This window comes from Bradyrhizobium sp., from assembly GCF_004799405.1.
Classification (GTDB): Bacteria; Pseudomonadota; Alphaproteobacteria; order Rhizobiales; family Xanthobacteraceae; genus Bradyrhizobium.
The window spans coordinates 1-14,265 of the sequence record NZ_SSMW01000021.1 but is presented as its reverse complement, the minus strand read 5'-3'; the positions used below and the strand labels follow the sequence as shown (position 1 = coordinate 14,265).

Annotated in this window: 15 protein-coding genes; 10 read left to right on the top strand and 5 right to left on the bottom strand. The window is 60.2% G+C overall.

The genetic code is table 11. The features are described 5' to 3' along the window. The first annotated feature begins 346 nt into the window (after positions 1–346). From E7813_RS03805 to E7813_RS03785, 5 genes are all read left to right on the top strand, one after another. Entirely contained in the window at positions 347–1,129 is a 783-nt protein-coding gene (locus E7813_RS03805) for an outer membrane beta-barrel protein (RefSeq protein ID WP_291571034.1), read from the top strand. Positions 1,130–1,623: 494 nt separating this feature from the next. Next, positions 1,624–1,785, top strand: coding sequence for a Flp family type IVb pilin (locus tag E7813_RS03800; RefSeq protein WP_291571032.1), 162 nt, complete (start codon positions 1,624–1,626; stop codon positions 1,783–1,785). Between the two features lie 240 nt (positions 1,786–2,025). After that, the gene (locus E7813_RS03795; RefSeq protein WP_291571031.1) at positions 2,026–2,958 is read left to right on the top strand and encodes a hypothetical protein; all 933 of its coding nucleotides are present in this window, start codon (positions 2,026–2,028) and stop codon (positions 2,956–2,958) included. 797 nt (positions 2,959–3,755) lie between these two features. Beyond that, the gene (locus E7813_RS03790; protein WP_291571030.1) at positions 3,756–5,105 is read left to right on the top strand and encodes an ammonium transporter; all 1,350 of its coding nucleotides are present in this window, start codon (positions 3,756–3,758) and stop codon (positions 5,103–5,105) included. Between the two features lie 403 nt (positions 5,106–5,508). Continuing rightward, positions 5,509–5,637, top strand: a complete 129-nt coding sequence (locus E7813_RS03785; protein ID WP_291571028.1) for a hypothetical protein — start codon at positions 5,509–5,511, stop codon at positions 5,635–5,637. Between the two features lie 224 nt (positions 5,638–5,861). On the opposite strand, the gene E7813_RS03780 is transcribed toward E7813_RS03785, so the two are convergent. Continuing rightward, on the bottom strand, positions 5,862–6,392 hold the full coding sequence (locus E7813_RS03780; RefSeq protein WP_291571026.1) for a hypothetical protein: 531 nt from the start codon (positions 6,390–6,392) through the stop codon (positions 5,862–5,864). 282 nt (positions 6,393–6,674) lie between these two features. After that, positions 6,675–7,007, bottom strand: coding sequence for a hypothetical protein (locus E7813_RS03775; RefSeq protein ID WP_291571024.1), 333 nt, complete (start codon positions 7,005–7,007; stop codon positions 6,675–6,677). Between the two features lie 337 nt (positions 7,008–7,344). Here E7813_RS03775 and E7813_RS03770 point away from each other — a divergent pair, with 337 nt between their 5' ends. Then, on the top strand, positions 7,345–8,319 hold the full coding sequence (locus E7813_RS03770) for a tripartite tricarboxylate transporter substrate binding protein (RefSeq protein ID WP_291571023.1): 975 nt from the start codon (positions 7,345–7,347) through the stop codon (positions 8,317–8,319). 142 nt (positions 8,320–8,461) lie between these two features. Here E7813_RS03770 and E7813_RS03765 read toward each other — a convergent pair whose 3' ends face one another. The 3 genes from E7813_RS03765 to E7813_RS03755 are packed head-to-tail and all read right to left on the bottom strand — an operon-like array spanning position 8,462 to position 11,093. Next, on the bottom strand, positions 8,462–9,430 hold the full coding sequence (locus E7813_RS03765; protein WP_291571021.1) for an ABC transporter substrate-binding protein: 969 nt from the start codon (positions 9,428–9,430) through the stop codon (positions 8,462–8,464). A 29-nt stretch (positions 9,431–9,459) separates the two neighbouring features. Beyond that, positions 9,460–10,302 (bottom strand): ABC transporter permease, encoded by an 843-nt coding sequence (locus E7813_RS03760; RefSeq protein WP_291571019.1) that lies wholly within the window; start codon positions 10,300–10,302, stop codon positions 9,460–9,462. A gap of 8 nt (positions 10,303–10,310) precedes the next feature. Beyond that, positions 10,311–11,093: an ABC transporter ATP-binding protein gene (locus E7813_RS03755; protein ID WP_291571017.1), complete on the bottom strand. Its 783-nt coding sequence runs from the start codon at positions 11,091–11,093 to the stop codon at positions 10,311–10,313. 219 nt (positions 11,094–11,312) lie between these two features. On the opposite strand from E7813_RS03755, the gene E7813_RS03750 reads away from it, so the two are divergent. From E7813_RS03750 to E7813_RS03735, 4 genes are all read left to right on the top strand, one after another. Beyond that, positions 11,313–11,876: a hypothetical protein gene (locus E7813_RS03750; protein WP_291571015.1), complete on the top strand. Its 564-nt coding sequence runs from the start codon at positions 11,313–11,315 to the stop codon at positions 11,874–11,876. Positions 11,877–12,037: 161 nt separating this feature from the next. After that, complete coding sequence (locus E7813_RS03745; RefSeq protein WP_291571037.1) at positions 12,038–13,018, top strand: alpha/beta hydrolase; 981 nt, start codon at positions 12,038–12,040, stop codon at positions 13,016–13,018. A gap of 57 nt (positions 13,019–13,075) precedes the next feature. Continuing rightward, positions 13,076–13,639, top strand: coding sequence for a hypothetical protein (locus E7813_RS03740; protein WP_291571013.1), 564 nt, complete (start codon positions 13,076–13,078; stop codon positions 13,637–13,639). Positions 13,640–13,892: 253 nt separating this feature from the next. Further along, the coding region (locus tag E7813_RS03735; RefSeq protein ID WP_291571012.1) for an ATPase domain-containing protein at positions 13,893–14,265 on the top strand (373 nt) is incomplete at its 3' end.

The following is a 14,265-nucleotide window of genomic DNA, read 5'->3' as shown; positions in this document are numbered from 1 at the left end:
CCTCTATGAAATCTCCGTTCCATCCCACACTCCATCCTTTCCCTCTAAGATAAAGTGTTGCGTCAACCGGTTGAGACCACCGGTGTAGAGCGGACCACATCTGCTCGCAATGAGCATTTCCGATTTTGACCCGCAACAGACATTGGCCCTATCGGACGGCAGGCGGGCCGACGTGGTGCGTTGGCCCGCCTTGTGCTTCCCACCCTTTCCTAAATGCAACAGTGCGGGCAAAATCGGACCCAAGCCCCGGCGAGAATTGCAGTCCATCGTTCCGGGCAAGTGAATCGGATGGTAGAAAATACGATTGCGTCGGCGATGCATTTCTATTTCCAACTGCGAGGGTGCCATGAGACCTTTATTGCTTGCTTCCGTTTCGGTAGCGGCTCTGTTTATCGGCAGCCAGGCGAACGCGGCAGATCTTCCCGTCAAAGCCCGGCCGATGGTGGTTCCCGCCCCGGTCTACAGCTGGACAGGATGCTATGTCGGCGTCCACGGCGGCGGGGGCTGGGGCCGCAATCGTCATAACCAAGAGGCGGTGGTGGCGGTGGTCAGCAGCGGTCCTGTTTTAGCCTTTCCCGGAACGGTCGATTCAAGCGGCGGATTGTTCGGCGGTCAGGTCGGTTGCAACTACCAGCTCGCCGGTAACTGGGTCGTCGGTGCGCAGGGCGACATTGCCGCCGCCGATATCAGCGGCCGGAACCTCGATCCGATTGCCGTGTTTTTCGGAGATCCTGGGACCATCGGGATCAAGAGCGACTGGCTGGCGAGCGCGACCGTCCGGCTTGGCTACGCGTTCGCCGCCAATCGAGCCCTGTTATACGTGAAGGGTGGCGGCGCATGGATCCACAATAAATGGGACCTGAGCTTTGCCGACGCCCACTATTTTCCTTCAACCGTCAGTGAGACCCGCGCCGGTTGGACCTTCGGCGGCGGCTTCGAATATATGTTGACGCAGAACTGGACGGTCTTTGTCGAAGGCAACTACTACGATTTCGGGAAGGGTAAATTGCTCGAGGTCAGTCCAAGCGATCCGGCGGCGTTTTATTCGGGCAAGCAAACCGTTGAAACCGTCAAGATCGGTGTGAACTACAAGTTTGGGTGGGACGCACCCGTGGTGGCGAAATACTAAGCCACCGCGCAAGTCTGCATTCGGCATATGCGCCCCAGGTCCTTGTCCGGACTGGGGCGTTGGCTTTTTCGGCTTGTTCCCGCAAGGCTCTATGGCTGCAATGCCAAGGTAATAGCAGCCGTCTGATCGACGTTCCGTCGAGTTAAAAAACGAGAGCCGCCTCCGGGCGGCTTTTTCGTTTGAGCGAGTTGCATCCGGTATGCCTGCTCCTGGCACTTAGCGGACATCGCCGTCGTGTCGCTACATGTCCGCTTTGGTGGTTACAGCGGAAGTCGCGTTTCAGGGCCGTGAGGTCCGCTTTTGACCCGGAACCGACCTTTGGTCTGCAACGGACCCGAATGTCTACTCGCCGCGAGAATTCTTCTGCGGAATTGTGTCTCTGTTAACCGGATTTCTTCGGCGGAAATAAAGGGGTGACTGTCTAGAAACAAGGGGCGCGAAAGAAACTCCGCATTTTTATCCAGAATGGCAATTGGAGAAAGATGAGGCGGTTCATGCGCTTGATATTGGGTTTTCTGCGAGACGAATCCGGTGCGACCGCTATCGAATATGGTCTGATCGCGGCGGGCATCGCGCTCACTATTATCGCTGTCGTGAACGGCATGGGCACCAAACTCAATACCAAGTTCACCTCGATCAATAGCTCGCTGAAATAGCCGGTTAACCGACCTGGCCTAAAACGGTCCGCATGGTCGAAACTCGCACTCCACCTCGTCGATCTCAACTCATCAGGGCAGAGCGGACATCAGGTGTCCGCAAGTCGCGTACTCCCGCGTTCATTTCGGAAAACGCAAGCTGATAGGCGCAGCCATGATGGTTGAAGCCACGCCCCGGCAGAAACGCCATCCCCCGACGCCATGCTTGAAGCGGCATCCGGATTCAGTTAACTCCATCAAATGGGATCGTTGATCGGCATCTATCAGCCCTTTTTTAAACCCGAGTTGGTCGAGCGGTTGGACCGCGGGTTTCTCGCGCTGGACTGGTTGCCGAATCCAGCCCCGGCCCTGCGGGAACTGGCGCTTCACAAGCATATCGCCGACAGGAAAATATACGAGAAACACCAGCTGACCGGAGTTTTATCCGCGAAATTCTTTTCAAAAACGAAATTGAAATCGGAACAGGTCTATAACTGGATTTTGGATAATCCAAAACATGATATTTACCTCGTCAATGGCTTTCCGTATGTTCCTTATGCGGGCTACAACAATGTTGAGCGCACCATAATCCAGCGCGGCTACCCATTCGACATCCTGATGCGGAAGCTCTGCCGCAGGATTGGCTTGGAACTTCCGGAAGAATTTCCACGCCAGATCCAGGCTAATCTTTGCTTATGCAGCTATTGGATCGCCTCGGCGACGTTTTGGGAGAGCTGGACCGGAGACGTCATTGCACCAATCTTTGAACTGTTGGGCAGCGGTAACGATACCGATGAATTTCTCAGGTATTCCAACTACCGCGCGCCGACGCCTGTTTATGAATTGACGTTTATTTACGAGCAGCTGATCAATTATTATATTGCGCAAAAGAACATCAATGCGATTTACTATCCGTGGAATGCGCAAAGCATTTTGTCATTAAATTATCATCCCGATGTCAGGGAATACCTGCAAGAGATGATTCCGCTGGTGGATCGCATGGATGCGGCTGGACCGTGGAGCGACCGCGACAAGGCATGGTTGAGGGAACGATGCACCGCCGTGCATCGCGTGGGCGGATCTGCGAAAGAGGTCTTGACGTCAGACCCAGCGGATTTCGATCTGCCCAGGTTTTATCCGATGGATCATGCGACTGTTAGCCGCGTCATTCGCGGTTACGTCGGGCGCGTCTAGCTTACCTATGGCCTGTCGATCCGACAGGTCGTAAGAATTGAAACTATAAGGCCCTCTGACTTCCGGTGTTGGCACAAAGCGGACATGGCGCGATGTCCGACTTGAGTCCGCTTTCGGGAGAATAGCGGAAGTCGCATTTCGAGGCCGTTAGGTTGGCCTTTGACACTTGGCGGATATGGCTTTGTGCTGCGGCGCATCCGTCGCTTGTAACCCAACCCGGACGTTGGCCAGTAAGCGCCACCAGGCTGCACGGCGGCAAGACCCTGCCCTTTTCATAGGCGAAGCTTGCCTTCAGAAACGGCAACGGGACAAAGTTTTTTTGAGCCCACAACTGGAAGCGATTGCGATTCAGTAGGTTGTCACGACATTGCCGATGGCATGAATCTTGATTAATAAGTTTAAAAATTGGATGCGGGAAACGTCATCGGCATTGTCCGACCCTGGGCTAGACATCAGGGAAAGGCCGGTAAGCCATGAGGCCAGTCGCTGCCAAGCTCCAGCCATTCGACCTCGGTGAATTTCCCGAGGCACCAGGCATGCTGCCGGCTTGCCGGCGGTCAGGATTGATCCTGTTGTCGTTCCCGGGCAGCGGAGCCACAAGGTCGTTGCGGCAATCACACCACTGCGGGACGGGACAGGCGGGCGAGACAACATCCATGTCTCGCAGCATCGGATGCGCCGTTCGCGTTGGCAACGGAGAGACCGAGGAAGCTGGTAAACCTTAACCGACATCTGTTGTGACGAGGAGAAAGACAATGGAATCGTGGACATATGCTCGCCAGAGAATCTTGCCCGTCGTGGCTGCTTTCCTGGGGATTGGACTGCTCTGTTTTCTGCTCAGTGATATCGCACTGGCGGAAGACGCGGCGCCGCCGGCCTGCGGCGGCAAGATCCTCGAAAATTGCACGCCCAATTCCGGCGATACCGCGTGGATGCTCACTTCCGTTGCGCTTGTCCTGATGATGACGGTCCCGGGCCTCGGACTGTTCTATGGCGGCATGGTGCGCAAGAAGAACGTCGGTGACACCGTGATGACCAGTTTCGCCGTCACCTGCCTCGTCACGATTCTTTTCGCGCTCTTGACTTACAGCCTGGCGTTTCGTGCCGGCACGCCCTTTATCGGCGGTCTGGATCGCATGTTTCTCAAGGACATCCTGAGCGACATCGGCAAGGGAGGCATCGGCAATCCCAATCCGCTGGCTGCCACCATCCCCGAAAGCGTCTACATCTGCTTCCAGATGACGTTTGCCATCATTACCCCGGCGCTGATTGCCGGCGCATTCGCCGAGCGAATGAAATTCTCGGCCATGCTTTGGTTCATCGGGCTGTGGGCGATTTTCGTCTATGCGCCGATTGCGCACTGGGTCTGGGGACCTGACGGGATCTTCTCCTCCGGCAACGACGCCGCATGGGTGAAAGTGCTCGATTTCGCCGGCGGCACCGTCGTGCACATCAACGCCGGCGTCGCCGGGCTCATGTGCGCCATCATGCTCGGCAAGCGCAAGGAGACGGGACCGGCGCACAACATGGTGCTGACCTTCATCGGCGCCTCTCTGCTTTGGGTCGGCTGGTTCGGCTTCAACGCCGGTTCGGCGGTTACAGCCGGCATGCAGGCCGGCATGGCCATGTTGGTGACCCAGATTGCCACTGCCGTCGCCGGCTTCACCTGGATGCTGGTGGAATGGGCGCTGAAGGGCAAGCCCACCGTCGTCGGCATCTGCTCGGGTGCGGTCGCCGGCCTTGTCGCCATTACCCCGGCTTCCGGTTTCGTAGGACCCGTTGGCGCCTTTGCAATCGGCATTGCCGCGGGCGTGTTCTGCTACTGGGGATGCACCGGCCTGAAACGCCTGTTCAGCTATGACGACGCGCTGGATTGTTTCGGCGTGCATGCGGTCGGCGGCATCGTCGGGGCACTGCTGACCGGGGTGTTCGCGGTCGAGCAATACGGCGGAACGGCGGGCGCTCTGGAGGGAAACATTGGTCAGTTCTTCAATCAGTGCATCGGGGTCGCCATCGTCTTCGTTTATGATGCCGTCGTCAGCCTGATTATCCTCGTGGTGGTCAAGATGTTCGTCGGCCTGCGCGTGTCAGAGGAGACCGAGCGCGACGGTCTCGACCTCGCATTGCATGGAGAAGTGGTGCAGTAGTCGACCTCAAGGGCGGCGTCCCCGAGCGTCGGGGTTGGTACGAACAAGCCGTCCAGAAACAGGGTGGAAGCAATCCAGGCACCAACCTTGATGGGTGCCTGGGCGAAAGGAGGTGCATGATGACCGAGACTTTCTCGGCAAGGTGGTCTCTTGCTCGAACGGGTACCGGATGTCGCGCCATCAAGAAGCAGTAGCGGAAAATGTCGAGGGCGTGGCAATGGCGCAGACGGAAGGCAAAGGCTAGCGGTCGCCGCCATGCGATACGGAAGCGCAATCACGTTTCACGACGATAGTCTCGTGCGCTTCCGGTCGCGGATCGATCGCTGCGGGGTCATCCCGGTTATTCTAAACAAATGAACCCGACGACCTTCCTGCTCTCGACGGTCTTTCGGGAGGAAATCAAATGAACTGGTTCTATTGGAACACTGCATGGTCGCTGTTCTTCAGCCTCGTTTGGTTCATGACCATCACGCATAATCCTGACGCGCGGATCGCGGATGCGCATCTGCGCGACGAAGCATTCGGCGGCTGAACGAGGTTCAGAGATCACGAAGCGGATCGGGCCGCCACGGCCGCCCGAAGGTGTCTTGTCGTGACAAGAAGAGCCGCCACCGGCAAGCGACCGGTATCCCCGCCTCCGGTCTCTCGTGAGAGCTGCGCCCCCTCACCCGATTTGCTGCGCAAATCGACCTCTCCCCGCCGGGGAGAGGTGGACCGAACACGCGATAGGACTGATCCAATCAAAATCATCCCGCACTAGCTCCGATAGTAGCGCCACATCCTGAGAAACGTGCGATGGATCTCATCGGGCGGCCGGTCGAACGGTTCCAGACTGATGCGCACCAGGCCGTTGTGGTCCATGCGCCATGGCAGGCGCATCAGCGAGCGATAGGCCGGCTGTTTGCGCCAGTCGGCAACCAGCGCACTGCCGAGGGCGACGTTGAGCGCAATCTGCAACTCGTGGACGGTCATCGCGCGCTCGGCGATCTCCACCAGATCGATACGCTCGATGGCTCGCCACCGCAGCAGCCCGAAGGCCTGGATAAAGATGCCGTACTGATTGGCGCCGATGGTGGGCCGTCCAGTCTCCAGCAGCGGAATGTTGTAGTAAGTGAAGGCTGCTGTCGCCACGGCAAGCACCAGCCAATAGGCGGTGCCGGTGATCCAGGCGGTCGTGAAAAATATCGCGGCCAAAGCGGCAGTAACGTAGACCGGAAAGTAGGCATCTTCGCGCTCGTAAGCGACCGCGTAGCCGCCAGCATTTCGTTCGTCGAGGTTTACGCTCATGTGAACCTCATGCCGGGGTTTGCCCGGGACGCACAAGCCATGACATTCTACTACCGGATCGCATGGCTCGACAGGTCGTTCGAAAGCTAATTCCTTGATCGAATCGAATGCTGCGCGCGTCGGCGACCTCTGCCCGGTTGAGTTCCCGCATGCCATTCAAGCGCCGGGGCCGTAAAAAAACAGGACCCTGAGGGTCCTGCTTTTCACCACGGCGATTCGATCGATGGTTGCGGCGATCGAAGGCCGCAGGCTCAAGCAATCTCGCTTGGGCAAAAGTCCCCATCAATCGTGATGGTGGTGGTGATGGTGGTGATGATGGTGATGCCGATGGCGCCCGACCACGATCACCGTCCGGCGTGAATAGCCGTGATGATGGTGATGATGGTGGTGGTGAGCTGCAAGCTGGACTCCGGCCTTTGGGGTCGAGACCGGCCCGCGCTCGTCGAGCACCTTCAACATGGCTATGGCGTTCGGGACCGGCTCCAACAGGTCGGCATATGATCCGACTTTCAATACATCGTTTTGCACGGGGTCTGGGGCCGGTGAAGCCTGAGCGGCGTTAGCTGTGCTTAAGGCAGCCATCGCCCCCAATAATCCAGCGATCTTCTTGTCCATGAATGTTCCTCCAAGGGCAGGATTGCCCAGAGTGGAACTGGGGGCGCGCAGGAATGTTCCGAACCGGCGCGCTGGTTAGATCGTACTCTTCACCCCCGCTTACGATGCCCGTCCCGCATTAAGGATCGCCTGCGAGGCGCGGCCTGAGAGCACACAGGCGCCGGTTTGGGGCCGCGATCTTTTGTACCGCGCACACCGGCTGGTTCGACAGCACCACCACTGACAGCCGATCTCTGTCCAAGCCGCCTTGCCGACGCTGCTCGACGGTGCCACAGTTGCCGTCAAGTCCGACGGCAAAGACCGGGCAAACGGGCGTGCGGGACGATGGGGGGAAACGATGAAGCTCGCTGCGAACCTGCTCGCCGCCCTGCTCGCGCTGATCGCGGCGCAGACCGCATCGGCGCAATCCACCTATCCGAACCGGCCGGTGAAGATCCTGGTCGGCTTCACGCCCGGCACCGCTCCCGATCTTGCGGCGCGCATTCTTGCCGACCGGTTCGCGGAAGCCTGGGGCAGCCCGTTCGTGGTCGAGACTATTCCCGGCGCCGGCAGCAACATCGCCACCGAACACGTCGCCAAGGCGGCCGCCGACGGCTACACGCTGCTGATGGGCGGCAACTCGGCGCTGGTGATCAACCCGAGTCTTTATGAGAAACTGCCATTCGATCCGCTCAGGGATTTCGCACCGATCTCGCAGGTGTTCGTCGCAGCGAACCTGCTCGCCGTTCCGCCGGAGCTGCCGGTCAGGACCGTGGCCGAACTGGTGGCGCTCGCCAAAGCGGAACCCGGCAAGCTTTCCTACGGCCATGCCGGCGTCGGCACCTCGCAGCATCTGGCCGCCGAATTGTTCAAATACATGGCGCATGTCGACATCCGGGCCGTGCCCTATCGCGGCACCACGGCGTTCATGCCGGACCTGCTCGCCAACCGGATCAACATGTCGTTCGCCAATATCGCGAACGCGATGCCGCTGGTGCGCGAAGGGAAATTGCGCGCGCTGGCCATCAGTTCGATCAAGCGCTCGGCGCTGGCGCCGGAGCTGCCGACCATGGCGGAATCCGGCTTCCCCGGCTTCGAGGCGGTGCCATGGTTCGGCCTGCTCGCGCCGGCCGGCACGCCGAAGGATGTCCTGGATAAGTTGCACGACGAAACCGTCAAGACCCTGGCGATACCGGACGTGCGCAAAAAGTTCGACGAACTTGGCCTCGAGCCGGTCGGCAATTCGCCGGCCGAATTCGCCGCGGTCATCCGGAAAGAAACGCCCGAGTGGGCCAAAGTCATCAAGGATGCCGGCATCAAGCTCGGCGACTAGCGCGGGATGAATTTTGATTGAATCCGTCCCCTCGCGTGTTCGGTTCACCTCTCCCCAGCGAGGAGAGGTGGTCGGGCCTGCGGACAAATCGATCGAACTAAAACTCGTCTTGCTTGGGCTGGGCCTTGCTGGGCAGCTCAATTCATTTCATCGCCAGCGCCGGTTCGATGAATTTCTTCACCACGAAAGCCTTGTAGTCCGGCTGAGCCGCCAGATTGCCGAGCGCAATCTGCGTGTCCATCGACACCTTCAGCGCATCCGCCGTGATGTCGACGCTCGGCGGATAAACGCCGTCGGCCAGCATGCGCTTGACCGCGGCTTCCACCACGGCGGGATCGAGGTTCGGAAATTCCTGCTTGGCGATCGCAACGGTCCTGGCCTCGTTTTTGGTCATGAACCGCATCGCCATTTCCATGCCGTTGACCACGCGCTGGGCGGTATCAGGATCGACGTCGTTGCGCGCGGTCACCGCCGAGAAGGCATAGGCGCCGTATAGTTTCGGAAATCCGAGCACGACCTTCATGCCCTTGGCGACCGCCTGATCGAGGCCGGGTTCATACATCACGGCGATATCGGCCTGCTTGCCGACAAACGGTCCGGGTTCGGAGCCGATCGCGACCTGAATCATGTCGACGTCGGCCTTGGCGTCCATGCCGTTTTCCTTCAACAGCTTGATGAACAGCGACGTCGAGGTGGTCGGCATCAACCCGGTGACGACCTTCTGGCCCTTGACGTCCTTGATGCTGTCAAACTTGAAATCGGGCGCGGTCGCGATCCATACCGCAGCGCCATTGACGACATTGGCGATGATGTCGACCGGCGCGCCCTTGGACGCGGCAATCGCGGTCCATTCCGGTCCATGGATCGAGAACTGCGCGCTGCCGGAGATCACGGCGGACAGCGCCACGGTCGGCGAGCCTGCGGTCTCCTTGGTGAGGTCTAAACCCTGCTGGGTGAAGAACCCCTCGTCGATCGCGACATAGAGCGGCAGGTACAGCATCGACTGGAACGCCTGCGACAGCGTCACCTTTTTGTTGTCGGCAAGCGCAGGCGTGGCGAGCAGGATGGCGGCAAGGCTAGCGGCGCCGGTGATACGCGTGAGCAACGACATGGCATGTCTCCGTGTGTTCGATGGTGAACTCAAACCTGAACCTGATGCGTGGTGCTCGACTGCTTCCAGGGCAAACTCACCCGCTCGATCATGTCGATCACGTAATAGAGCACGAACCCCATCACCATCAGCGTGAACAGGCCGACCCAGACGGTATTGAGATCGTAGAAACTGGAAGCGGTGTAGATCAGATGGCCGAGCCCGCGCTGCGACGAAATGAATTCTCCGACCACGGCGCCGACCAGCCCGAAGCCGACATTGATGCGGAACGTGGCGATGATCGACGGCAGGGTCGAAGGCACCACCGCCTTGAAGAAGACCTGATGCTTGTCCGCCCCCATCGAGATCAGCAGCGACTGCAGGTCGACGTCGGCGTCCTTGGCCGCCTGATAGGCGGCGATCAGCGCCACGATGGCGGTCAGCGACACCGACAATGCGACCTTGGAGACGAGGCCGGTGCCGAACCACAGCACCACGATCGGCGCCAGCGCGATCTTGGGCACGCTGTTGATGGCGACGATGAAGGGTTCCACCAGCCGCGCCACGAATACCGAGTACCACAGCGCCAGCCCGAGCAGCGATCCGGCGATGGTGCCGATGATGAATCCAAGGATCGCTTCGAACAAGGTGTACCAGGTGTCGGAGACGAGTTCGCCGCTCAGGATCATCTTGTAGCCTACGCTGAAGATGCCTGACGGCGATCCGACCAGGAACGCGGAAATCCACCCGGCGCGCACGCCGATCTCCCACACCGCGAAGAACGCGACCACGGCGACGACCTGCAGCATGGCGCGGCCGAACGCGGTGTCGAAGCCCGCGCGCCGCCGTTTACGGCCGGTTTTCCGCTTCTGCAGGGAGGCTGTCTCGGGCATCGTCAGGGTCAAGCTGTTTTCTCGGTCTGGATGTCGAGTTCGGCGCAGAGCGAATGGAAGTAGCCGGAAAACCTGGCATCGCCGCGGGCCGCGATCGGCGAGGTCGCGCCGATCTCGATGTCGTGCACGATTTTCACCCGCGCCGGCCGCCCGCTGAGCACGATGACGCGCTTCGACAGCGCAACCGCCTCGTCGATATCGTGCGTCACCAGGATCACGGTCTTGTGGTAGGTCTCCACCGCGTCCTTGAGCACGCCTTCGAGATAGAGACGGGTCTGGTAGTCCAGCGCCGAAAACGGCTCGTCGAGCAGCAGGATGTCCGGATCCATGATCAGCGTGCGGATCAGCGCCACCCGCTGCCGCATCCCGCCGGAGAGCGTCTTCGGATAGGCGTTCTCGAAACCGGAGAGACCAAACCCCTTGAGGTATTCGCGGGCCCTGGCTTCGGCCTCGGCGCGGTCGACGCCGCGCGTCTCCAGCCCGAGCAGCACATTGCCCAGCACCGTGCGCCACGGAAACAGCAGGTCCTTCTGCATCATGTAGCCGACGCGGCCGCGCAGGCTTTCGATCTCTTCGCCGCGGTAATGCATGGCGCCGGAATCGGGCTCGAGCAGCCCGGCGATGATGTTGAAGATCGTGGTCTTGCCGCAGCCGCTGGGGCCGATGATGCTGACGAAGTCGCGTTCGTTGATGGCAAAGCTGAGGTCGTCGAGCACGCGGACCTCGCCGGCCTTGCCGTGAAACGACTTCTGAAAGTTGCGGACGCTCAACTGGACGGGGGGCTGCTGCATTTTGGTACTATACGCAACTTGTATGCCACGTCGCCAATGCAAAAAAGTCGTTGGCAATCATGGCATTAGGGGAGCGCTCTGGACGTAGCTGGAAGCGCTGCTGTCTTTTTGGGCGGTTCCCACTGACCAATTTTGCAAGGGCATGTCGTCCAGCGTGCCGGCTCCCGTTGCGGAAATTTCCTGCCAGCGCCAAAACAATGTTCTAGATCAGATCCACGAATGGTGATCCCGGTGAAACCGAAACAGCCCAACCACGTCTCCGCGCGATGTCGGTGCGGCAAGGTGAAATTGGAGGCCATCGGTCGGCCGATTTTGACCGGCACATGTTATTGCACGAGCTGCCAGGAGGCCGGACGGCGGTTCGAGCAGCTGACCTCGGCGCCGCCCGTGCTCAATCCCGACGGCGGAACGGACTTCGTTCTATATCGAAAGGATCGAGTCGAATGTGCGACGGGGCAGGAGTATCTCGAAGAGCATCGGCTCAGGCCTGATTCCCCGACCCGGCGGGTCGTCGCCGCATGCTGCAATTCGGCAATGTTTCTCGACTTCACCAGGGGGCACTGGCTGACGATATACCGCAATCGCTTTCCGACCGAGGCGCCGCCGCTTGAAATGCGGGTGATGACACAGGAGCGACGGAGTGGTGTCGAGCTTGCCGATGACTTGCCGAACTATGCCGGTCGCTCCGGCAAGTTCATGTTGAGGCTTATCTTCGCTTGGATTGCCATGGGTTTCCGCAGGCCGCAAATCAGTTGGGGAAACACAGTCCGCAGGCCGGATTAGCCACGCCTCTTGTGCGCAACCTCGCGCCGGGTCACAGCGGAGCAAGCGGTCTCCGCTGGGCAGATTTAAGGGTTCACGGCCTGGACGGCGCTGCGCCGGGAGATGTCATGAAGTTACTGCGTTCGCTTTGCAACTATCTCGCCCTGTTGCTTGCGCTTGCGATGCCGCAGGCGTGGGGCGCGGACGAAGTCGCGCCCAATCATCGCCCGGTAAAGGAAGTGGCCAACTTGCGGATCGCGGTGGGCGCCCACGGCATGTTGCCGCTGTATGCCTCGGCCGATTGGTCCGGTCCGTTACCCAGCATCACCCGCGCCGTGCTGGTGCTGCATGGACGGCTCAGGAACGCCGACGTCTATTTCCGCTCGGCAATGACGGCGCAGGCGGCGGCGGGAGAAGTCGGCACCAAAACGCTGATGATCGTGCCGCAGTTTCTTGCCGGCATCGACGTGGATGCCTACCAGCTTTCCGCCGACACCCTGCGATGGACGCTGGAAGGCTGGGAAGGCGGCGATGCGGCTATTGCCCCCGAGCCGGTCAGTTCGTTCGATGCGCTCGACGCGATCCTGGCGCGGTTGGCCGACCAGCGATTGTTTCCAAACCTCAGGCAGGTGGTGGTCGCCGGGCATTCCGGCGGAGCACAGGTTGTGCAGCGCTACGCCATCGCCGGCAAGGGCGAACGGGCGCTGACCAGGAACGGCGTCGGCGTGCGCTATGTGGTCGCCAACCCCTCGTCCTACGCGTATTTCACCGGCGCGCGGCCGGAGCCATCGATCGCCGCGTCGTGTCCCGGTTACAACAACTGGAAATACGGCATGGAGGCGCGCCCGCCTTATCTCGCCGGTCCCTCCGTCGCTGCGCTGGAAGAGACCTATGTGGCGCGCAAGGTGATCTATTTGCTGGGGACGCTGGACACCAATCCCAATCATCCCGCGCTCGACAAGAGCTGCATGGCGGAGGCGGAAGGCGCCTACCGCTATGTCCGCGGACATTCCTACTTCGCCACCATGCAGGCCCGGGACGCGGGGGCGCCGAATCACAGCCTGTGGGACGTGCAAGGCGTCGGACACGACGGCGACAAGATGCTGACCTCACCCTGCGGGCTGAAGGCGCTGTTCGACCTGCCCGGATGCGGGCCCGGTTGATCTTTCGGATGGTTGGATCGACAATCATTTAAAATGTGAAGCCTGGATGGAACAGCCATGGAAAAACTGCCCAGAACCGGATTGCCCCGCTCGAACATGCTGAAGCGCGTTGCGTTTTTCAAGGATCTGAAAGGGTCCGACGGCGGCCTTCCCGACAGCAAGATGAAGGGGTGCATCCGCACCCTCTACAACGTCATCGGATTTCAGCCGCCAAAGGATGAAGGGGGAGCCGTCACCTCGCCCGTCGGTGATGACGCCTCGCGGCTGGCCGCGATCAAGATTTCCGAAGGGTTCAATCTCGGTTACTGCCGCGCCAAGCCCGGCAACGGCCCGATGATGCACAACCACGATACCAATGAGACGTTCATCCCGATGACGGGCAAATGGCGCTGCAGTTGGGAAAACGAAAAGGGCGAGGTTGAATTTGTCGATGCCGGTCTATTGGACGTGGTCTCGTTCCCGCCCGGCGTCGCCAGGCGCTTCGAGAACGTGACTTCAGGCGACCCCAACGAAGAGTCGATTCTGATGTTCGTGATCGGCGGCGACGGCCCGAAGGCGGAGTTCACCGACAAGTCGATGGAGATTTTGGAAGGTGCCGGGGTCTGGAAAAAGCCAGCTTGAATGGTGGTCCGACAGGACGGTTTTCGCTTTCGTGGCAGATGATTAGCGGCGGATGTTTTCAGCAAGCACAAAGCTGCCGGATGGCGCGAACGGCGATGACAATCGCCACGGGCCGGCAAGTCTGCCTTTACCCATAAATTCAACCCCCAAGAAATGCGGGTATGGCGATCCGGCACCCAGAACAAAATAGGAACTCTTTTACGATTTCATGCTATGAGACATCGCCCGGTCCCTCCGACAGCGATTCCCCGCCATGGCCAAAGCCACCCTCTCCTTCGTCTGCCAGAACTGCGGCGCCGCCTATAACCGCTGGCAGGGCAAGTGCGAATCCTGCGGCGAATGGAACACGCTGTCCGAGGAAGACACCGGCGCCACCGCGATGCCGGTCTCGATCCGCTCCAGGCGCAAGGGCCGGCTGTTCGCGCTGGAAACCCTGACCGGCAAGAGCTTTGAGGCCCCTCGCCTGCCCTCGGGGATGGCCGAGCTCGACCGCGTCACCGGCGGCGGTTTTGTCAGAGGCTCGGTGCTTTTGGTCGGCGGCGATCCCGGCATCGGCAAATCGACGCTGCTGACCCAGGCCACCAGCCTGATGGCGCGGGCCGGCCACCGCGCGGTCTACATATCAG

Excerpts from the sequence above, each read along its gene's own strand:
- E7813_RS03805 (WP_291571034.1), top strand. The coding sequence starts at position 347 with ATGAGACCTTTATTGCTTGCTTCCGTTTCGGTAGCGGCTCTGTTTATC.
- E7813_RS03760 (WP_291571019.1), bottom strand. The coding sequence starts at position 10,302 with ATGCCCGAGACAGCCTCCCTGCAGAAGCGGAAAACCGGCCGTAAACGG.
- E7813_RS03750 (WP_291571015.1), top strand. The coding sequence starts at position 11,313 with ATGGTGATCCCGGTGAAACCGAAACAGCCCAACCACGTCTCCGCGCGA.
- E7813_RS03785 (WP_291571028.1), top strand. The coding sequence starts at position 5,509 with ATGAACTGGTTCTATTGGAACACTGCATGGTCGCTGTTCTTCAGCCTC.
- E7813_RS03795 (WP_291571031.1), top strand. The coding sequence starts at position 2,026 with ATGGGATCGTTGATCGGCATCTATCAGCCCTTTTTTAAACCCGAGTTG.
- E7813_RS03800 (WP_291571032.1), top strand. The coding sequence starts at position 1,624 with ATGCGCTTGATATTGGGTTTTCTGCGAGACGAATCCGGTGCGACCGCT.
- E7813_RS03765 (WP_291571021.1), bottom strand. The coding sequence starts at position 9,430 with ATGTCGTTGCTCACGCGTATCACCGGCGCCGCTAGCCTTGCCGCCATC.
- E7813_RS03780 (WP_291571026.1), bottom strand. The coding sequence starts at position 6,392 with ATGAGCGTAAACCTCGACGAACGAAATGCTGGCGGCTACGCGGTCGCT.
- E7813_RS03740 (WP_291571013.1), top strand. The coding sequence starts at position 13,076 with ATGGAAAAACTGCCCAGAACCGGATTGCCCCGCTCGAACATGCTGAAG.
- E7813_RS03775 (WP_291571024.1), bottom strand. The coding sequence starts at position 7,007 with ATGGACAAGAAGATCGCTGGATTATTGGGGGCGATGGCTGCCTTAAGC.
- E7813_RS03745 (WP_291571037.1), top strand. The coding sequence starts at position 12,038 with ATGCCGCAGGCGTGGGGCGCGGACGAAGTCGCGCCCAATCATCGCCCG.
- E7813_RS03755 (WP_291571017.1), bottom strand. The coding sequence starts at position 11,093 with ATGCAGCAGCCCCCCGTCCAGTTGAGCGTCCGCAACTTTCAGAAGTCG.
- E7813_RS03770 (WP_291571023.1), top strand. The coding sequence starts at position 7,345 with ATGAAGCTCGCTGCGAACCTGCTCGCCGCCCTGCTCGCGCTGATCGCG.